Here is a 20,171-nt window from a genome sequence, read left to right as displayed (position 1 = left end):
ACGACTTGCTTCGCATCGTCCGCACGGGTTTGATAGGTGAGAACAACGTCGATTCCGCGCGCGGCTAGCGAAAGCGCGATCTCGCGCCCAATGCCACGGCTGCCGCCTGTTACCAGTGCTATTTTGGTTTGCATTGCATCCATCTCCTGTTCGATCTGCTCAGTTCATCAGGAGATGGTAGTGCAATGTCACGGCGCGGAGAATCAGCACGATGCGGACAGGTTGTTCGATTTATCGAACAATCCTGCTTAGAGCATCGTGCTGCCACGTTCAGGACTGCCGTGAAATACCGGGCCCGGTATGGTCTCTTCGACAGGCGCGGTGCGTACCGGCTGCGCGCGAATAAAGCTCTCGGCCAGCGCAATCACGTGCTCGACAGCGTACGGATCATAGACCGCGTGATCGATGTCATCGTGAATTTCGACCGTCATACCGCGCGCTTTTGAAAGCCGCTTGCCGTGCTTGCCGAAGTGCCCGTTCAATTGATCGAGGCCTTCGTCTTCGCCACCGAACAGCAGGAACGTGCGCACACCTTTGCGTTCAAGCGCTTTCACCACACCATGCGGATGCAGCAGCGCGTTATCGCCGCTAAAGAATGCTGTGGTGCCCGTCATATGCGTCAGACACGAATGAATGCGCGCGACGGCATGCGACGAAAAGGCCTTGAAAATAGGCTTGAAACCGCGTTTGCCGCTTAGCACCTGCCACCATTTGTCTGGTTTGAACAAAGCAGGTCCGAGACGCGACATCGAATGATTGATGCGGTTTTGCAGTTCCTTGAGCGTCACATTCTCATCGACGTAAAAGCGCTGCACATTGACCGCAATCACCGCGGAAATTGCAGGTTCAATCAGCGATGCACGCAAGGCGCTATACGCGCCCGAGCAGATGCCGAAGGTCACCACCGTGCTATAGCCCTTACGTTTGAGCCATGCAGCGGCGCTCGCTACATCTTCGATCGTCGTCTGCGCGTGAATGCAGGCGATGCGCTCGAACGAGCCGTCCGCCATGCGTGCGGGACTGTCGCCGATACCGCGTGCATCGATGCGCAGCGTTGCCACGCCACGCGCCGCCATCTTCCGTGCGATCCGCACCGAGAGCCGACTGTCGCCATGATGCACGGTGCCCGCCGTGTTGGCGATCACGATCACCGGACCGCCCGGCATGCCGCCGCGCGGTTCGCACAAGATGCCGAAGATGCCTGCATCGCCGAACACGACGGGGCGCTCGACGGCCTCGGGTGTTTCGATAAGCGCGTCGTCGGCAATACCGGGCCGCGTGATTTTGACCTTGCCGGGCGTCGCTTCCTTCGCGCTATTCGCGATCCACAGCGCCACGCGGCTAAGCGTCTTTTCCGGCAGGACCGATTGCGCGGTTTCCTGCATGAATTCCAGATAATCGTCGAACGCATCGCACTGTGTTTCGACGTCGCGTTCGCGCAGTTTGGCCGCAAGCGACTGAACGCCTTGCGGCAAGGCATCGCTTAGAAAAATGCGCTTGGGCAAAGCCGTTTGACGGCTTAGCGCGCTTGCGAGATCGAACTTGTTTAGACGATCGAGCAGCGCTTCACCGTATGCTTGTCCGAGTACATGAAAGGGCGAGCCGGTTTGCACGGCGCGCACGGGCGCGGGCAAATTGCCGAGCCATGTCTGACGCACCGCAGTCAGTTCGCGCAGATAGCGGCGGCCATTAATCACGGGCGCCAGCAAGGCCAGCGAGTCCACCAAGGGATGATGCGATGCGAGCGCCGCTAACGTTGCACCAAGACGCAAGCCGCATAGCGTGACTTTGGTCACACCCGTACTTGCTCGCAAATAATCGATGGCCGCGCCGACGTCCGCCGCCATGCCGTCGAGCTGATCGCCTTCTAGCGCGCCGTCGGCCGAATCGCCGGTAGCCAGGTAGTCGAAGCGCAGAACGGGGATATCGAAACGAGTGAGTTCTTCGGCAAGATAACGCAGCGCTTTGTGCGCCCATGCGCTTTCGTGTCCGTAAGGCTGACAGAGCACGACTCCGTGACTACCTCGACCCGCATGCAGCCATCCAAAGCGTCCTTTGAAGACAATCGGTGTCATTTTATTTGTCTGCTTATTTGTCTGGCTAATTGCTGCGTTGTTATTGTTCGCGCGGATTAAGCGTAAGCCTTTGGCCTTCTATCGCTTAACTGGTCTATTTGCGCGATCTCTCGTTATGGTTACTTCCCCAGTGCGCAATTAAATAGTCTTTTGTTTACTGCCTCCGTGTGCTGTCCAACACTTCGTTGAAAGGCCAAGAATTGATGCGCTGCGATAAAGTTCCGCGCCGGGCGAGGTTTTAGCGGTTTTGGCCGGGTATGCAACGATAACTTCCGCACGGACACGGTTAGAAGGGCGTCGTGTAATGGCGAGCGACTGCAAGGCATGGCGTGTCTGAGAAAATCAGGCAAAAACGCTAAGCAAGATCGGCTAAGAAATTCAAGCGTTCTTAGTGCAATTCATAGCGGTCGCGCAGCCATTCTGTAATTAACAGCGGGCAGATTGAAATGGGTTCGATGACAAGACGGAAATTCACGCTTCTGGCAGTGGGAACCGGCGTGGCCGCAGTGGCCGCGAAATTCGCGCGCGGGTACGACCGGGAGAGGCAGGCGAACGGCGTAACTTACCGCGAGTCGCCAAGCAAGAAGCTCGATGTCTATGCGCCCGATCCGGATGGGCGCGCGGACCGTCCTGTCATCGTCTACTTTTTCGGCGGCGCGTGGCAAAGCGGCGCGCGGACCACTGGCCGCGATATTGGCGAAACGCTGGCCTTGCACGATATGGTGGCGATCACGCCCGATTACGGCATCTATCCGAAATCCGTATTCCCCGGCTTTCTCGATGATGCCGCCGCCGCCGTGCGCTGGGCCCGCGATCATGCAAAAGAATACGGTGGCGATCCGCAACGCATCATCGTGATGGGGCATTCATCGGGCGCGCACGTCGCTTCGATGATCGCGACCGATTCGCGCTATCTCGAAGCGCACGGTATGTCCAAGGCGCAGCTTGCGGGCATGGTCGGCCTTGCCGGTCCCTATGCCGCGATCCCGACGACCGATCCGCATATGGACGAGATTTTCCCCGCCGCATTGCGTTCGCGTGCCTTGCCCTTGCCATTCGTCAACGGCGACGAACCGCCGATGCTGCTCGCCGCAGGCGCGGCCGACAGCGACGTGAATCCACGCAACAGCGACGAGTTCGCCGATGCCTTGCGCGCACGTCATGATCGCGTGGAACTAAAGAAATATCCGGGACTGGGCCACGATTCGATGGTGCTGGCCTTCAGGTCGTCAGAGCGGGCGAGTTCGCCGGTGGTGTCGGATGTGACGGCGTTTATCGCGGGATGTCAGCGACGCGCTTAGATTAAATTAAATCGCTAAGGCCGCTTAAAATTGCTAAGAACCGTTAAGCCCGCATACGACCGTTGTGATTCGCAACGTTAAGAATCTTAACGCCCGACGCTAAACGCAGGCGCGAATTTTCCGCTAAGCCGCGCCCCATAAGCCTTGGCATAAATTGGCCCGGCCTTTGCATCGTGTGCGCTCCAGACAACCCGGAGCCACTCATGATCGAAGCAGGCTGCGCCGCCACGCTGTCCCATACCGTTGCATCGGGCGATCTCGCATCCGCCTATGCGAACGCGCCGAACGAGCGCTATCCCGACGTGCTGTCCACGCCCGCCTTGCTCGCGTTGATCGAGCGCGCCTGCGCTGCGCTCATGCAGCGCGAACTGGGCGATGGCCAACTCTCCGTTGGTGTGACCACGCATCTCACGCATCTCGCACCCACGCCGCCCGCCATGAATGTCGATGCCACCGCGACCTTTCGCAGCATGGAAGGCGCGCTGTATTGGTTCGATATCGTCGCCGCCGACGCGGCCGGACCCGTCGCGACCGCAAGCCATGCACGCGCCATCGTGGATCGCGCAGTGATCGAGGCGCGCGCTGCGAAGCGCGTCGCACGCTAAAAAAACGCAAAGGAAAATTAAACGTGGCCGAGATCGATAACACACAGCGCATCTATTTCGACGAAGCATTCGAGACGCTCGCACCCGCCGACGTCCGCCGCCATCAGGACGAGATGTGGGCGCGGCAATGGGACTATCTGCGCGCCAACTCAGCGTTCTATCGCGACAAGCTTTCGCCCTGGATTGATCAGGATAACGTGACGATCGATGGCTTGCAGGATTTGCCCTTCACGGAGAAAGACGAGTTGCGCGTGAGTCAGGAAGGTGCATCGCCTTATGGAAATTATGTGGCGTGCGCGGAGAGCGGCATCGCGCGGCTGCATCGCACATCCGGGACCACGGGACGTCCGCTGATTCTCGCCAACAGTGCACGCGATGCGGCGGATATCGCGCGCGTCGGCGCACGTTCGATGTGGGCTGCGGGTTTGCGTCCGAACGACCGCGTGGTGCATTGCCTCAACTACTGCATGTGGACCGGCGGCTTTACCGATCACACCATTCTCGAAGCCACTGGCGCAACCGTGGTCCCCTTCGGCGTCGGCAGCACGCGTTTGCTGATCGATTCGATTCTGAGCCTCGGCATCAATGCGATTTCGTGCACGCCGTCGTATCCCGCGCTGATCGAACAAGTGCTGCGTGAGACGGGCGGTCCTGCGCCGCGCGATCTCGGTCTGAAGCTCGGGCTGTTTGGCGGAGAGGCGGGACTCGACAATCCGGAACTGCGTGCGTCGATGGAAGAGAAGTGGGGCTTCAAGGTGCGCAACGCCAATTTCGGTTTATCGGAAGTGCTAAGCATTTTGGGCGGGCAAACCGACTGGACCCACGACCTGCTGTATCACGCAGCCGATGTGGTGTTCGCCGAGATTACCGATCCCGAAAGCTTGCAGCGTCTGCCGATCAGAGAAGGCGTGACGGGCGAACTCGTCTGCACGCATTTGCGCAAGCAATGCCAGCCGCTGGTGCGCTATCGCACGCGCGATGTGGTGACGGTGACCGGCAGCGATCCCGGTCCGGATGGCCGTAGCGCATGGCGCTTTCGCGTGATGGGCCGCACCGACGATATGTTCAACGTACGCGGCGTCAACGTATTTCCGGGCGCCGTGCGGCTTGCGGTCGAAGCGCTTCCGCAGTGGGCGTCGGGGCAATTTCGCATCATCCTGAAGGGCGATGGACCGTATGACCGCATTGTGATGACGGTGGAGGCGGCGAGCGGTCTCGAAGCGGATGGCTGGGATGAAGCGGCGCAGCGTATCGAAAATGCGGTGCGGCAGCGCATTGGCGCGAGCGCCTCGGTGACGATGGTCCCGTTCGAACACTTCCCGCGCACCGAAGGCAAAACGCGCTGGATCGACAAGGAGCCGGCATGAACGAAGTAATCCTGAATAAACGCGATGCAATCACCATTGTGACGCTGAACCGTCCTGAGCGAATGAATGCGATCGGTGGCCATCTGCTGGACGACTTGCACGATGCCTTGCAAAGCGCCAACGACGACGCGTCATGCCGCGTGATCGTGTTGAACGGTGCGGGTCGCGCATTCTGCGCCGGTGATGACCTCAAGGAGTTCGATCAGCAAAGCGCCAGCGAGGCCAGCATTCGCAGCCATATCGAACGCATTCAACGTATCACGCGTGATCTGATGCTGAATGCAAAGCCGGTGGTCGGCGCGGTGCATGGCTATGCAGTGGGCGGCGGTTTCGAGTGGCTGCTCAATTGCGACATGGTGGTGGCATCGGACGATCTGGTGTGCTTCTTCCCTGAAATGGAGTGGGGGCAATTCGTGACCGGCGGCGTGACGCATCTGTTGCCGCAAACGGTCGGCTATCAACGCGCGATGGAATTGTGGATGCTGGGCGAGCGCCAGAATGCGCAGGCTTTATTGTCGATGGGACTCGTCAATCGCGTGGTCGCGCGCGATGCCGTGCTCGATACGGCGCTGGAGATTGCATCGCGCATTGCGCAGCGTTCGGCGACGTCGGTATCGCGATTGAAGCGGCTGGTGCATGCCGAATTGTCGGATGCACTCGTGCGCAGTCTGGAACTCGAAACTGCCGCCACCATCGAAGCCTTCGCGCGTCCCGATGCCGCCGAGCGCGTCAAAGCCTTCGCCACCAGAAAGGGAGAGGCGCGATGAATCCGAAAGCGCTGACGTTCGATTATTTCGGCACGCTCGTCGATGTCGATCGTGGCGGCACCGCTGGCATGGCGGAACTCATGCGCATGTTGTCGGTCGAGTCGCGTGACAGCGCGTTCGATGTCTATCTCGACTGGGACATTCGCAACGTGCGGCTCTATCGTAGTCAGGCGTATGCGCGCTATCGCGATGTCGCGCAGCAGGCGCTGATTGCGTGTCTCGATGCACGCTGGCCAGGCGTGCGTAATGGTCATTCAATCGATAAGCTTACCGAAGTATTTCTGACGCATCTCGTCGAAGCGTCGCCCGCTCATGCAGATGCAGAGCCGTTTCTCGATTGGGCGTCGGCGCGTTATCCGCTTATGCCGATCACCAATATGGACAGCGATCTCTGGCGTCGTACGCAACTCACGCGTTATTTCGAGCACGTGACCACGGCGGAAATGGCGCGCGCGTACAAGCCTTCGCAGGCCATCTTTGCCCTTGCGCTCGAACGCCTCGCGCAAAAACCCGCCGACGTGCTGCATTGCTCGCTCGCAAGCTGGGCCGATATCGACGGTGCCAAGCCGCTCGGCATGCCGGTAGCGTGGATCAATCGCGGCGCGGACACGCTCGGCACATGGCAGCCGCGGCCCGACTTCGAATTCGACACGCTCGCGCCGTTGCGCGGCGTTCTGGAAGGTTTGTCATTCACAGCCACTGGGGAAAGCAAATGAAAGCGTTCAAATCAGCGATGACGTTCGCCGTATGCGTGGCCGCCCTGTTCGGTATGGCGCGCGGCGTGGCGGCGCAGGAAGTGGTGAAGATCGGCGTGGCCGGACCGTTGACCGGCAGCGGCGCACAAAGTGGTAAGGATGACGAACGGGGCGTGCGCCTGGCGATCGATGAACTGAATGCGAAGCCGTTTCTTGTCGCAGGAAAGCCCGTGCGTTTCGAACTTATTTCGATGGACGATCAGGGCGACCCGAAAGTCGGCGTGAATGTCGCGCAGAAACTTGTCGACGATGGCGTGGCTGCGGTAATCGGTCATTACAACTCGGGCGTGAGCATTCCGGCCGCGCGTATTTATAACGATGCACACGTGGTCATGATGACGGGTGCATCGTCGAATCCGCAGTTGACGCATCTGGGTTATCCCTATGTGTTTCGTCTGGCCACCAACGACAACGTGATGGGCGGACGCATGGCCGTGTACGCCGCGAAAGTGCTGGGCGCGCAGCGCGCCGCCGTGATCGACGATCGCACAGCATATGGCACGGGCGTAGCCGATGTATTCGTTGAGAGTGCGAAGAAAGCGGGCCTGCAGATCGTCGCGCGCGAATACAGCACGGACAAGGCCACCGATTTCAAGGCCATTCTCACGCAGATCAAATCGCGCAATCCGCAAGTGGTGTTCTATGGCGGCTACTATGCGCAGGCTGCAACGCTCGCGCGGCAAATGGGCGAACTCGGCGTGAACGCAACGCTCGTTGGCGGCGACGGAATTTGCTCGCCGGAGTTCGACAAGCTGTCAGCGGGCGTAGCCGACAAGCGCATGTTCTGCGCGCAAGGTGGCGCGCCGCTCGACACGCTGCCCGACGGCAAGACCTTCCGCGCGCGCTTCAAAACGGCCTTTAGCGCAGATGTCGATACGTACGCGCCCGCGTTCTATGCGGCCACGCTCGTCGTGGCGGACGCCATGAAGAAGACCGGCTCGACGAAGCCCGACGTATTCGTGAAGGCGCTGCGCGAGCAAGCGTTTACCAGCATTCTCGGCCCGGTGCGCTTCGACTCGAACGGCGACTGGATCGATGCGCCGGTGACGGTGTATCGGCTGGATAGCGGCACGTTGAACGCGATCGCGCAGAAGGATTGATACGGGTTTTGCACGAGCGTACGGGGCATTTTTGAACTGCTATAGTCGATGCGTTGCCCGACCGCTTGCAGGAAGACATGGCCACCGTCGCGCTCGATCCCGACATCGCCACACTGGAGCGCGCGCTCGCCTGTACGCGATGGCGCAGTGCGCGCAGGCTTGCCGCTGCCGAAGCGCAGGCCTGCGTATTTACGCTGGATCGCGCGGGACATGTGCTCGAAGGGCACGCGGAAATCGAGCACTTGCCTGAAGCATTTTTCGCGCAATGCCCCCTGCCGCAGCTTGCCGCTCTTGCGGAAGCCGCCACTTCCATATGCGATGGCCGATGCGCCACGCTCCCGTTCCAAGGGCACGTCGCATCGATTGCGCGGGCGGTTGCGTTGCGTGTCGAAGTGCATGGACGGCGCGTGTTTCTCGTCGCGCTGTATGAGCCTGACGCGGCCGCATCGCCCGCAAATTGGATCACGTTGCTGGGTGCCACGCTCGAAGTCCTGTTGCAGCATACATTCGATCTCGCCGCTTATGACACGCTCGTGGAAGAGCAGCGCGCGATCATCGATCATATCGGCGATGGGTTGATGGTGATGGGTCAAGGCCATGTTTTAAGGCACGTCAATTCGGTGGCGGGCCGCATTCTTGGTATCGATCCGAAAGCCAGCATTGGTCGTACGCTCAACGAAGTAATCGACTTCGAGCCGATCATCGGACCGATCTTTCGCACCGGCGTGGGGTATGTGGATCGCGAACTTATCATCGATTCTCCTGCACGCCATCTGCATCTGCTCGACACGGCCATTCCCATTAAAAACCGCTGTGGCGAAGTGGTATCTGTGGTCAATACGTTCCGCGAAATGCGGCGCGTGCGCAAGATGGCGGGCCGCTATGCGGGCAATCATGCGCGCTTCACATTCGATAGCGTAGTCGGTTCCGGTGCGGGCATGCGTCGCGCGCTCGATGCCGCGAAGAAAGCTGCACGGGGTGCATCGAATGTGCTGTTGTCGGGTGAAAGCGGCGTTGGCAAGGAAGTGTTCGCGCAGGCCATTCATAACGCGAGCACACGCGCCGCGCAGCCGTTCATCGCGATCAACTGCGCAGCCTTGCCGCATGCGCTGATCGAAAGCGAACTCTTCGGCCATGCACCAGGCAGCTTTACGGGCGCGGCGCGCGATGGACGTCCCGGCAAATTCGAATCCGCCGATGGCGGCACGGTATTTCTCGATGAGATATCCGAATTGCCGATCGACGTGCAGGCCAAGCTGTTGCGCGTACTTCAGGAACGCGAGGTGACGCGCATCGGCGACACGCGCGGCATTCCGGTGGACGTGCGTATCGTTTGCGCCAGCAATCGCGATCTGGCGATGATGGTGCGAGAAAAGACCTTCCGCGAAGACCTTTTCTATCGTTGCAACGTGATTGAAATTACCATTCCGCCCTTGCGCGAACGCCGCGAAGATATTCCGTCGATGGCCGCGTTCTTTCTCGAACGCTATTGCACGCGCATGCACAAGCCGGTGCCTGTGCTAGCCGAACTGGCGCTACGACAATTGCAGGCGCACGACTGGCCGGGCAATGTGCGCGAACTCGAGAACCTCGTTGAGAAGATCGTCAACTTCAACGAAAGCGAACGCATAGCGGATGTGTCTTCATTTCTGCGCCGCGCAACCCGTGCGCCGTTACCCGACGATGCTTCGCCTCAGGAGCCGCTTACGCTAATGGCAGCCGAACGGCGCGCAATTGAAACCGCGCTTGAATCATGCCGATATAACGTGACCAACTGCGCGAAGCTGCTGGATGTTTCGAAGCCCGCGTTGTACGCGAAGATGAAACGGCACGGCATTCGGCTCGAGCGATCGTTGCATCGTCAGACGAGTTAAGCAATTCCGACCGGTAGTAATTTCCACATCGCGCGTTTGTTACCTAACACAACGCTACCGCACGGCCCTCCGTAAGCACTTGCACGGTGCTAACCTTCTGTCGAAGTCACTGGAACGCGCACGAGATACTCCAATAAACTAACAATTCCGGGGTCGCACATGTTGCGAAGAGTGGTCGATCGCGTCAGACAATTTCGGCGCAGCGAAGGGTTCAAGTACTCACTCGCCACGCCCATTCGATTTTCGCTGCATGCACGACAGCGGCTGAACCGCAGCGTATTCGCTATCGAGATCAAGGAAAATTCGGGCTTCTTTTCCGTGATGCAGATGGTGCTCTTCATCCTCATGCACTGCGAAGAAAAGGGCCTCACACCGCAAATCTCGGCACGCGGCGGCTTGTATGGCGACGCTGAAGGCAAGATAGACTGGTTCTCCACCTTCTTCGAAAGCGTGCGGCCTCGGGTTGAAAACACGCCGCGACGTGTGCGCGTGTCCACCGTACGCGCGCTGGACCAACTGGGCTTTCGCAGTCGCTATGAAGCGGGCCTGCGTTTGCAAAGCGCAAGCGATTTGTTCCGATCGTATTATCGGCCCGTTGCCTCTATTAGAGAGGACGTCGAAGCAACCTGTGCGCGGCTCGATATCAACGAATCGACGCTGGGCGTTCACTATCGCGGAACCGATAAGAAGTTCGAAGCATTGACGATCGCCTGGGCGGATTTCTGCCGGCTCGTCGAACAGACGCTTGCGCTCAATCCGCATCTTACCAATGTCTTTATTTCAAGCGATGAACAGGCGTTTATCGACTTCTTCTGCAAGTGGCCATTCAATCGGCCGGTGAATGTCGCGCCTGCGAAGTTGCTGTCGAACGGCGATTCGCCCGTGCATTTCAGCGGCTATCCGGGGCTTGAGATCGGACGCGAGGCGCTGGTGTCGAGTTTGCTGCTTTCTAAGTGCGGCCATTTGGTGAAGATGCCGTCGTATTTATCGGCGTGGTCGAAAATCTTTAATCCCGATTTGCCAATTACGCTTGCCGTGCCGCCGCGCCTTGAAGCATTCTGGTTTCCGGATAGCCAGATATGGATCGGTCAAGAGCAGGCCATAGGCGGTAAGGCTGCCTGATACTGATTTCGGAACTCCCGTAAATCAGGCGGGAGAAGACTTTCTATCAGGCCGCGTTAGCGCGGCAATTCTCATTGAATACCCGCTCGGTCGATGCTGGGTACTTCGCCAGTTTGTCCGCGGGCCGCCGGGGGCGCGCGACTAATTCCCCTCCGCAGTTCGGGCAGATGCCTTTAAGCACATCGTTCGTGCAATCGACGCAGAACGTGCATTCGAACGTGCAAATGCGGGCATCGGGAGAATCGGGCGGGAGATCTTTATTGCAGCATTCACAGCCGGGGCGTAGTTGCAGCATCGTCATTCTCCTTAACAGAAAGCAGCATAAGCTTCGAATGCTTCAGCAGCGATGTTAATTCATATATCGATGCAACGGCACATTCCGTTTTTCCGCTGGCGGAATTTGATTAGCACATCAGATTGGTTCCTGTCTGAGCGCGCTTCCCCTAGGCTCGCGAGTCGTTGAACATCGCATCGTCTTAATCGATGCTTTTCACTATATGGGACGAACCGCGTTGAGCGCGGCTCGCAGGGATCGTTTTTCTTATCGAAAACGCTGCTATGCGTATCGCAAATGCTTGGTTGGCGCGTGGCGGATACGCCGGTACATTGGCGTGATCACACTACGACATCTATCGACTCACGTGACCACCGCCCTTGCTTCAGGTCCCGGCGCATCCGCCGACACCACGCGTCAGCATTTCGATATTTACGCTTTCGATGCCCCGCTCGGCGCGGAAGTCGTCGGCCTCGATCTAAGCCGTCCGCTTTCTGCCGAGGACTTCGCGCGCATTCATCGCGCGCATCTCGATCATCATGTGCTAGTGTTTCGAGATCAGCGCATCACGCCCGATCAGCAAGTCGAGTTCAGCCGACGCTTCGGGCCGTTGCAGATTCATGTGCTGCAACAGTTCGGTTTGGCGGGGCATCCGGAAGTGCTGATCGTGTCGAACATCAAGGAGAACGGTAAGCCAATCGGTCTGGGTGATGCCGGTCATTTCTGGCATTCGGATCTCTCGTATAAAGACAAGCCGAGCCTCGGTTCCATGTTGCACGCGCAGGAGTTGCCCTCGGAAGGCGGCGATACGCTGTTCGCCAACATGCATGCCGCCTACGATGCGCTGCCGTCCGATCTGCGCGATGCCGTCGCGGGACTCAAAGCTGAGCATACCTATCTGGCGCGCTATGCCGAACTGCAAAAGCGCAGTCCGTGGCGGCCGAATCTTACGGCTGAGCAAATCGCGGAAGTAAAGCCCGTGGTGCATCCGGTTGTGCGTACGCACCCCGAAACGGGTCGTAAGGCATTATTCGTGAGCGAGCATTTCACGACGCGCATCGTCGGAGTATCGGACGAAGAGAGCCGCGCGTTGCTCGATGCGTTGTTCGCGCATAGCGTGAAGCCGGAGTTTGTGTATCGCCATCAATGGGCCGAGCGCGACATGGTGTTCTGGGACAACCGCTCGTTGATGCACCTCGCGGCAGGCACGCCCGATCATCTGCGGCGCAAGCTGTTTCGGACGACTATCGAAGGCGACACGCCGTTCTAAGTCGCTTCTTTCCCCGCTTTTACCCGGAGTTTTCATGCGTGTTTTCAGGCGCGGTGCGCCCCTTCGTGCCGCTTTGACGGCTTGTGTCGCCGTGACGATCGGTGCAGCAACGCTGAGCGTGCCAACACTGGCGCGTGCAGAAGGGCAGATTCGTATCGCGGAGCAGTTCGGTATCGTGTATTTGCTTCTGAATGTGGCGCGCGATCAGCAGTTCATCGAGAAAGAAGGCAAGAAGCAAGGCATCGATATCAAGGTGGACTGGGTCAAGCTTTCTGGCGGCGCGGCCGTCAACGATGCGCTGTTGTCCGGCTCGGTGGATATTGCCGGCGCAGGCGTGGGTCCCTTGCTGACGGTGTGGGATCGTACGCATGGACGTCAGAATGTAAAAGGCGTGACGTCACTCGGGAATATTCCGTATTACTTAGTAAGCAATAATCCGAAAGTAAAGACCATTGCCGATTTCAGCGACAAGGATCGTATTGCGGTGCCGGCCGTGGGTGTGTCGGTCCAGTCGCGCATTCTGCAATATGCAGCGGCGAAGAAGTGGGGCGAGAAAGACTTCGACAAGCTCGACAAGCTCACGCAGGCAGTGCCGCATCCGGACGCGGCGGCGGCGATCATTGCGGGCGGCACTGAAATTACCGGTCATTTCGGCAATCCGCCGTTTCAGGAACAGGAACTTGCCGGTAATCCAAAAGCGCATATCGTGCTGAATTCATACGACGTGCTCGGTGGTCCGAGTTCCGCCACCGTGCTTTACGCAACCGAAAAATTCCGCGACAAGAATCCGAAGACCTATCGCGCTTTCGTCGATGCGATTGCCGATGCCGCGAAGTATGTCATTGCGAATCCGCAGGCCGCAGCGGATATCTACATCCGCGTGAACAACGCGAAGATCGACCGCGCCTTGCTGGTGAAGATCATTTCGAATCCGCAGGTGCAGTTCAATATCGCGCCGCAGAACACCTTCGGCCTCGCGCAGTTTATGTATCGAGTAGGCGCGATCAAAAACGAACCGAAATCGTGGAAGGATTATTTCTTCGACGACCCCGCCACTGCCAGCGGAAGCTGACATCAGGAGCCGACGTGATGGCCGCCAATCCCGCAAGATTATTCGATACCAACGTGCAGCCCGCGACGAGCAAGAAGCTCGTATCGGTGGACCGCGTGAGTCTGGAATATCGGACCGCGCAGCGCATTGTGCGTGCGACGCATGAGGTGAGCTTCGACGTGTACGGCGGCGATCGCTTCGTGCTGCTCGGGCCGTCGGGCTGCGGCAAGTCGACTTTGCTTAAAGCCATCGCCGGATTTATCGAACCGGTGTCGGGCGAGATCACACTCGACGGCGCGCGCGTGAAAGGGCCGGGCGCGGACCGCATCGTCGTCTTTCAGGAGTTCGATCAATTGCCGCCGTGGAAGACGGTCGCGCAAAACGTGGCGTTTCCGTTGCGTGTAGCGAAGAAGTTATCGCGTGGCGAAGCGCGTGAACGCGCGCTGCATTATCTCGACAAAGTCGGCCTTGCCTCGTTCGCCGATGCTTATCCGCACACCTTGTCGGGCGGCATGAAACAGCGTGTGGCGATCGCGCGTGCGCTTGCGATGCAGCCGCGCGTGTTGCTGATGGACGAACCGTTCGCCGCGCTCGATGCGCTCACGCGCCGCCGCATGCAGGACGAATTGCTGAAGCTGTGGGACGACGCGCGCTTTACGCTGTTGTTCGTGACGCATTCGATCGAAGAGGCGCTGATTGTGGGTAATCGCGTGCTGCTGCTGTCGCCGCATCCGGGACGTGTCCGCGCTGAACTCAATTCGCATCCCTACACAAAGGACGGCACTTCGCGCGCAGATTTCCAGCGCGGTGTCGATCGTATTCATCATTTGCTGTTCGATACCGACGAGCCTTCAGCATGACGCCTCCATCCGCTGCCGACCGCATCGCGCCGCCTGTGCGCGACGAATATATCCATCCGCTCAGCGCACCCGTCGATGTCCCGCCGGATGCGCCATGGCCACTCGCACGACGCATCTCCGCGAAGACGTGGATCGACCGCGTGTTGATCGCGCTGGTGCTGATCGTTGCGTGGGAAATCGCCGCACGTGCGCTCGACAACGATCTGCTGTTGCCGAGTTTCAGCGCCACGCTCGTCGCGTTTGTGCAGGGCGTATTGTCGGGTGAATTGCTGGCGAAAACCGCCGTGTCGATGTCCGTGTTATTGCGCGGTTATCTGCTCGGCGCGGCGTGCGCGTTCGTGCTGACATCGCTTGCCGTGTCCACGCGCGCGGGACGCTCGCTACTGTCCATGCTCACCGCGATGTTTAATCCGTTGCCTTCTATTGCGCTGTTACCGCTTGCGTTGCTGTGGTTCGGACTCGGCACGGGCAGCTTGCTTTTTGTGCTCGTGCATGCGGTGCTGTGGCCACTCGCGCTGAACACGTATTCGGGCTTTCAATCCGTTGCGCCGACGCTGCGCATGACCGGGCGCAACTATGGTCTGACGGGACTGCGCCATGTGCTGCTGATCCTCGTTCCTGCCGCGCTGCCGTCGATTCTCGCGGGCCTGCGCGTGGGTTGGGCCTTTGCATGGCGCACGCTGATCGCAGCCGAACTGGTATTCGGCGCGAGTTCGGGCAAGGGCGGTCTCGGCTGGTACATCTTCCAGAATCGCAATGAGCTCTATACGGGTCGCGTTTTCGCGGGACTGGCTGCGGTTATCGTGATTGGTCTGCTGGTCGAACATCTTGTGTTCGATACGATCGAGCGGCTCACTGTCCGCAAATGGGGCGTGCAGGTTTAAGGTTTTGTGCCATTAAGAACGTATTGTTTCGTTACGCTTAGCTTAATTGAGTTGGTTTCAGAAGCGCTTCTCGTCCGACAAGTGTCTTTTCCAATGCTTATATGGCATAGTGCGACCATTACCACTAAATGGGGAATGCGATGGTCACGCTTAAAGTCATTCAAGACAAGATTGCCAAACTTCAGGCTCAGGCCGAGTCGATTGCGAAGAAAGAATCGTTAGCTGTATTTGGCAAGATTCGAGATTTGATGGAGAGACACGGACTGACTCCGGACGATATTGCGGCGCATTTCGGAAAAGGCCGCGCGGCTGCAAAAAAAGGTAAGACGAAGAAAGGCGGTGCGGCGAAATATGTCGATCCTAAGACTGGCGCGACGTGGACAGGGCACGGCCGTGCACCGGCTTGGATTGCGAAGGCAAAGGATCGGAGTAAGTTTCTTGGCGAGGGCGTGAGTGTTTCTGCTTCTTCGAGTGTTGCTAAGAAGAAGCCGGCTAAAGCGGGGAATTATCCGAGGGGACCGCAGGCGCCTAAGTATCGCGATCCGGCTAGTGGCGCGACGTGGAGTGGAAGAGGACCGGCGCCGGCTTGGTTGGCGGCTGCTAAGAATCGGGATGATTATTTGATTGAGAAGGTTAAGGCGGTGGTGGCTAAGAAGGCTGCCATCAAAAAAAGCGCGCCGGCTAAGAAAAAAATCGCCGCTAAGAAGGTGAGTGAAAAGAAAAATGCTTCGAGTGGTTCCACGGTCACGGCGTCGGAGTCAGGCGGAGTGAGCGACGGAGGCTGAATTCAGGCGACTTAGCGGTCGATCGGCTATTAGAGAGAAAGTAGATCGATGGTTAAGGAAATCTCTCGGGGCGGGACCAAGCTCGCGTACAACGAGTCGAATAGACATTCCATCGCGGATGCGACAACCCGAATTACCGGCGAAAACTGACAGCCGTAACCCATGGACTGACGCCTAGGTCATGGATTTTCGTGTTTGACCTCAGCAGTGAATTGCGTACGTGGCCATGACGATGCCAATACAGGGGCCAATTGGTTTCTCTACAACCGTACAACGGCAAGGTTCTGAGTGCTCGCGTGGATGACCGCATGGCGTACGCTATGGGAGCGCGCGATTCGGAGATCAGGACTGGCCCCACTTTAGAGATGAAGTTAAGAAATCGCCGGAAGGGCGCTATACCGGGTTCGACGAAGATCTAGAACAGAGACGCTCTAGGCGGATAGTAAGTTAACTTATCAGTTTTCTTGTCATGTGCTACGCTTGGTGCATGACGAGCAAAACGCCAAAAATCACCCCACCGACCACAACGGATTTGGCTGACGATCTCGCTGCTGACGTCCGTTCCGTGGTCTCCAAACTCAAGCGCAAGCTGCGCGCGCAATCCACGATCCGTGGCGATCTCACCAACACGCAAATCTCCGTGCTGCTGCGCCTGGAGCGCGATGGCCCTGCATCCGCCGCGGATCTGGCGCGTGCTGAAGGCATCCGCGCGCAATCGATGGGCAGCGCGCTCGCGCCGCTCGAAGACGCCGCGCTGATCGTCGGTACGCCCGATCCCGCCGATGGCCGACGCACCATCCTGTCCCTTACCAAAGCCTGTCACGCGCTGATTCTTCAGGTCCGAAGCGTGCGTCAGGACTGGCTGAGCCGGACCATCCGCTCGCGTCTGTCATCGTCTGAACAAAGGCAACTCGCCGATGCAATGGCGCTGCTCAAGCGCCTTGTCGAGGAATGAACATGAACGGGCTTCATTTCCACTTCGGCCGCTTTCATAGCGGAAGAACTGCGGATTCCTTATGAATGCGCGCGTGCTTCGTTCCTTCAGTTCGCTGAGGATTTTCAATTACCGGCTGTGGGCGGGCGGCGCGCTTGTCTCCAACGTCGGCACGTGGATGCAGCGCACCGCGCAGGATTGGCTGGTGCTCACGCAACTGACGCATCACAATGCCTCTGCGGTCGGCACCGTCATGGCGCTCCAGTTTGGTCCGCAATTGCTGCTGCTGCCGTGGACCGGCCTCGCGGCGGATCATTACGATCAGCGCAAGCTGCTCATGCTCACGCAGGCGACCATGGGAACGCTCGCGCTGCTGCTCGGCGTGTTCACGGTGACCGGCATCGTGCAGTTGTGGCATGTCTATGTGTTCGCGTTTCTGTTCGGATGCGCCTCCGCGTTCGACGGACCCGTGCGTCAGACGTTCGTCGGCGTGCTCGTGGGCGATGCCGATCTGCATAACGCCGTCGCGCTCAATTCCACTTCGTTCAACGCGGGCCGCATGATCGGACCCGCAGCGGCGGGCATCGTGATCGGTTCGATTGGCACGGGCTGGGCGTTCGTGGTCAATGGCATCAGTTTCTTCGCTGTACTGATTTCCATGTCAATGTTCCGCCGCCACGAACTGCGCGAGAACACGCGGGCGCATCGATCGCGCAAGGGCATGACCGAAGGCTTGCGCTACGCGTGGTCCCGTCCCGACCTCAAGGCGATGCTCGTCATGCTGTTTCTGATCGGCACTTTTGGGCTCAATTTCCCGATCTTTATTTCGACAATGGCCGTCGGCGTCTTCGATGCCGACGCGCGCGGCTACGGCCTGTTGTCGTCGATCATGGCGATCGGCACGATGTCAGGCGCGCTGCTCGCCGCAGGCCGCGAGAAGCCGCATTTCAAGGCGCTTTTGGTCGGCGCGGCGGTCTTCGGTATCGGCTGTTCGCTCGCGGCAATCGCGCCTACTTACTGGTTTTTTGCGGGCACGCTGGTGGTGATCGGCATTGCGGCGCTGACCTTCATGAACACCAGCAACAGCCTGATGCAGATCTCGACCGAACCTGCAATGCGCGGTCGCGTGATGGCGTTGCGCCTGGGCATTGCCGTGGGCGGCACGCCGATCGGTGCACCGGTGGTCGGCTGGGTGGCCAACAATTTCGGGCCGCGCTGGGCGCTGGGGATAGGTGCGGCTTCGGGGATTGCCGCTGCTATCACGGGCGTGTACGCACTGAAAAGGGCTTCCGTAACGAACGAATAAGCGTTGCGAAAGCATCGAAGCATCATTCTTGCTTGCCATAAATCGCCGCCACGACTGACGCCAATATAAGCCGCGCGGAATCACGACAAGACGGAGGAGCGATGCATCACTCACATAAGAAACCCCTCATCCGCACGGCAGTTTCTGCTTTGCTGCTTGTACTGCTTACCTCATGCGGCGGCAGCGGCGGCAGCGATTCAGGCGGCACAACAACTCCGACCGGACCCACGGGCGGCGTGCAGCTTCAAACCGTGGCCTTCGGCGACAGCCTCTCCGACGTCGGCACGTATGCGCCGATCGCAAGCGTGGTCGGCGGCGGGCGCTTCACGACCAATCCTGGCCAAGTCTGGTCGCAGGATGTCGCGCAGTATTACGGCGATACGCTCACGGCGGCGTTCACCATCGATATCGGTCATGAGCTGAAAGCGCAAAGCGGATTGGGCTATGCGCAAGGCGGATCGACGGTGGCGACGCCGGCGAGTCAGGCGGGCTTTATCACCGATGTGATCGGTGACATCGAATTGCCCGTGAATCAGCAGATATCGAGCTATGTGTCGGCGCACGGGAGTTTCAATTCGAATCAACTCGTGCTCGTCTGGGCCGGTTCGAACGATGTGCTGCGCGCCGGCACGCCGCCCGCCGCGACGACGATCGTGCAGACGGCGGCGACCACGCTTGCGCAACTGATCGGCACTATCGTGCAGAACGGCGCGACGCATGTGGTGGTGGTCAACGTGCCGAATATTGGCCTGTCGCCGGACGGCCTTCAACAAGCCGATGGCGGCGGCAATCTTAGCCAGTTGTCCCAACTATTCAATTCGACGCTGAACAACGCATTGCAGTCGGCGGGGCTGCAAAGCAAGGTCATCATGGTCGATGCCTACACGTGGACGACGCAGACCATCCAGAACTATCAGGCGAACGGCTTCACGGTGTCGAACACGGCGCAGGCGTGCGATCCTTCCAAGACACCGCACGATACGTCCTTGCTGTGCTCGCCGTCCACGTACGTCACGCCGAACGCTGACCAGACGTATATGTTCGCCGACTATCTGCATCCGACCACGCGTATGCACGCGTTGTTTGCGCAGTATGTTGAAAAGCAGATTGCGGCGAGCGGGTTGGGGCATTGAGAGTAAATTCAGTCGATGGTCGAAGACAGGCGCGAGCCTACAGTAAGCTCAACCTCAGCCATGCACGCAAAACATAGCTGACATGCGCAGATTTCCATTGTTGCGGCTTTTTGGCGTGCCTACAGTGCAGCGAATCTAACCCTTGTTCGCCAACCGTGTTCGCCACATTTGCGAGGCCATCGCCATGACACATCGCCTGATTCGTTTCTTCTGCACAATGCTGGGTTGCGCCTTGCTGCTCGCCGCCGTGCCCACCCGCGCCGATACGCTCGATTCCATCCAGAAAAGCGGCGTCGTGCGGATCGGCGTGTTTATGGATTACCCGCCGTTCGGCTCGATCGGGCCGGATATGAAGCCGCAGGGCTACGACATCGACATGGGCGAATATCTTGCCCGCGCGCTCAAGGTGAAGGCCGAATTCGTGCCGATTACCGGTGAAAACCGCATGGCGTATCTGGCGACGCATAAGGCCGATCTGCTGCTGTCGGTCGGCCAGACGCCCGAGCGTGAAAAGGTGATTGATTTTTCGCGGCCCTATGCGCCGTATTACCTCGCGGTATTCGGGCCGAAACCGCTTGCGGTAAAGAGTACGGCGGATCTGGCCGGTAAATCCGTGGCGGTTGCACGCGGCACGCTGGAAGATTTGAGCGTTACCAAGGCTGCACCGGCGGGCGCAGATATCAAGCGCTTCGAAGATCCGAACGGAGC

At 59.0% G+C, this 20,171-nt stretch carries 20 protein-coding genes; 17 read left to right on the top strand and 3 right to left on the bottom strand.

Translation table 11 applies throughout. From position 1 onward, the window contains the following. Positions 1-134, bottom strand: a 134-nt coding sequence (locus P7F28_RS02075; RefSeq protein ID WP_277182781.1) for an SDR family NAD(P)-dependent oxidoreductase, incomplete at its 3' end; no start/stop codon positions are given. A 114-nt stretch (positions 135-248) separates the two neighbouring features. Continuing rightward, positions 249-2,075: a serine aminopeptidase domain-containing protein gene (locus P7F28_RS02070; RefSeq protein ID WP_277182778.1), complete on the bottom strand. Its 1,827-nt coding sequence runs from the start codon at positions 2,073-2,075 to the stop codon at positions 249-251. Between the two features lie 455 nt (positions 2,076-2,530). Here P7F28_RS02070 and P7F28_RS02065 point away from each other — a divergent pair, with 455 nt between their 5' ends. From P7F28_RS02065 to P7F28_RS02030, 8 genes are all read left to right on the top strand, one after another. Next, the gene (locus tag P7F28_RS02065) at positions 2,531-3,376 is read left to right on the top strand and encodes an alpha/beta hydrolase (RefSeq protein ID WP_277182777.1); all 846 of its coding nucleotides are present in this window, start codon (positions 2,531-2,533) and stop codon (positions 3,374-3,376) included. 203 nt (positions 3,377-3,579) lie between these two features. Continuing rightward, positions 3,580-3,981, top strand: coding sequence for a thioesterase family protein (locus P7F28_RS02060; RefSeq protein WP_277182776.1), 402 nt, complete (start codon positions 3,580-3,582; stop codon positions 3,979-3,981). 23 nt (positions 3,982-4,004) lie between these two features. After that, positions 4,005-5,348, top strand: coding sequence for an AMP-binding protein (locus tag P7F28_RS02055; RefSeq protein ID WP_277182775.1), 1,344 nt, complete (start codon positions 4,005-4,007; stop codon positions 5,346-5,348). Continuing rightward, entirely contained in the window at positions 5,345-6,115 is a 771-nt protein-coding gene (locus P7F28_RS02050) for an enoyl-CoA hydratase/isomerase family protein (protein ID WP_277182774.1), read from the top strand. The genes P7F28_RS02055 and P7F28_RS02050 overlap by 4 nt, the downstream gene beginning before the upstream one ends. Further along, on the top strand, positions 6,112-6,831 hold the full coding sequence (locus P7F28_RS02045) for an HAD family hydrolase (protein WP_277182773.1): 720 nt from the start codon (positions 6,112-6,114) through the stop codon (positions 6,829-6,831). Before P7F28_RS02050 ends, P7F28_RS02045 begins: the two co-directional genes overlap by 4 nt. Continuing rightward, positions 6,828-7,970 (top strand): branched-chain amino acid ABC transporter substrate-binding protein, encoded by a 1,143-nt coding sequence (locus P7F28_RS02040; protein ID WP_277182772.1) that lies wholly within the window; start codon positions 6,828-6,830, stop codon positions 7,968-7,970. Before P7F28_RS02045 ends, P7F28_RS02040 begins: the two co-directional genes overlap by 4 nt. Before the next feature lie 77 nt (positions 7,971-8,047). Continuing rightward, positions 8,048-9,844: a sigma-54-dependent Fis family transcriptional regulator gene (locus P7F28_RS02035; protein WP_277182771.1), complete on the top strand. Its 1,797-nt coding sequence runs from the start codon at positions 8,048-8,050 to the stop codon at positions 9,842-9,844. 159 nt (positions 9,845-10,003) lie between these two features. Continuing rightward, positions 10,004-10,966 carry a hypothetical protein gene (locus P7F28_RS02030; protein ID WP_277182770.1) on the top strand — a complete coding sequence of 321 codons (963 nt, stop codon included), beginning with the start codon at positions 10,004-10,006 and terminating at the stop codon, positions 10,964-10,966. 46 nt (positions 10,967-11,012) lie between these two features. Here P7F28_RS02030 and P7F28_RS02025 read toward each other — a convergent pair whose 3' ends face one another. Further along, positions 11,013-11,261 carry a DUF1272 domain-containing protein gene (locus tag P7F28_RS02025; RefSeq protein ID WP_277182769.1) on the bottom strand — a complete coding sequence of 83 codons (249 nt, stop codon included), beginning with the start codon at positions 11,259-11,261 and terminating at the stop codon, positions 11,013-11,015. Positions 11,262-11,607: 346 nt separating this feature from the next. On the opposite strand from P7F28_RS02025, the gene P7F28_RS02020 reads away from it, so the two are divergent. The 9 genes from P7F28_RS02020 to P7F28_RS01980 form a co-directional block, all read left to right on the top strand. Continuing rightward, the gene (locus tag P7F28_RS02020; protein WP_370467212.1) at positions 11,608-12,510 is read left to right on the top strand and encodes a TauD/TfdA dioxygenase family protein; all 903 of its coding nucleotides are present in this window, start codon (positions 11,608-11,610) and stop codon (positions 12,508-12,510) included. A gap of 34 nt (positions 12,511-12,544) precedes the next feature. Next, positions 12,545-13,582 carry an ABC transporter substrate-binding protein gene (locus tag P7F28_RS02015; RefSeq protein ID WP_277182768.1) on the top strand — a complete coding sequence of 346 codons (1,038 nt, stop codon included), beginning with the start codon at positions 12,545-12,547 and terminating at the stop codon, positions 13,580-13,582. A 17-nt stretch (positions 13,583-13,599) separates the two neighbouring features. Next, complete coding sequence (locus P7F28_RS02010; protein ID WP_277182767.1) at positions 13,600-14,421, top strand: ABC transporter ATP-binding protein; 822 nt, start codon at positions 13,600-13,602, stop codon at positions 14,419-14,421. Then, positions 14,418-15,305, top strand: coding sequence for an ABC transporter permease (locus tag P7F28_RS02005; RefSeq protein WP_277182766.1), 888 nt, complete (start codon positions 14,418-14,420; stop codon positions 15,303-15,305). The genes P7F28_RS02010 and P7F28_RS02005 overlap by 4 nt, the downstream gene beginning before the upstream one ends. Positions 15,306-15,445: 140 nt before the next feature. Further along, positions 15,446-16,090: an H-NS family nucleoid-associated regulatory protein gene (locus tag P7F28_RS02000; RefSeq protein ID WP_277182765.1), complete on the top strand. Its 645-nt coding sequence runs from the start codon at positions 15,446-15,448 to the stop codon at positions 16,088-16,090. A gap of 532 nt (positions 16,091-16,622) precedes the next feature. After that, positions 16,623-17,045: a MarR family transcriptional regulator gene (locus P7F28_RS01995; RefSeq protein ID WP_306805676.1), complete on the top strand. Its 423-nt coding sequence runs from the start codon at positions 16,623-16,625 to the stop codon at positions 17,043-17,045. 73 nt (positions 17,046-17,118) lie between these two features. Next, positions 17,119-18,330: an MFS transporter gene (locus tag P7F28_RS01990; protein WP_277182763.1), complete on the top strand. Its 1,212-nt coding sequence runs from the start codon at positions 17,119-17,121 to the stop codon at positions 18,328-18,330. A gap of 101 nt (positions 18,331-18,431) precedes the next feature. Next, positions 18,432-19,463 (top strand): SGNH/GDSL hydrolase family protein, encoded by a 1,032-nt coding sequence (locus tag P7F28_RS01985; RefSeq protein ID WP_277182762.1) that lies wholly within the window; start codon positions 18,432-18,434, stop codon positions 19,461-19,463. 184 nt (positions 19,464-19,647) lie between these two features. After that, positions 19,648-20,171: transporter substrate-binding domain-containing protein (locus tag P7F28_RS01980; RefSeq protein ID WP_370467211.1), on the top strand; the 524-nt coding region annotated here is incomplete at its 3' end.

The organism is Caballeronia sp. BR00000012568055 (assembly GCF_029439455.1).
Taxonomy (GTDB): Bacteria; Pseudomonadota; Gammaproteobacteria; order Burkholderiales; family Burkholderiaceae; genus Caballeronia.
Note: the sequence above shows the minus strand (reverse complement) of the source record. Positions and strands in the feature narration are given on the sequence as shown.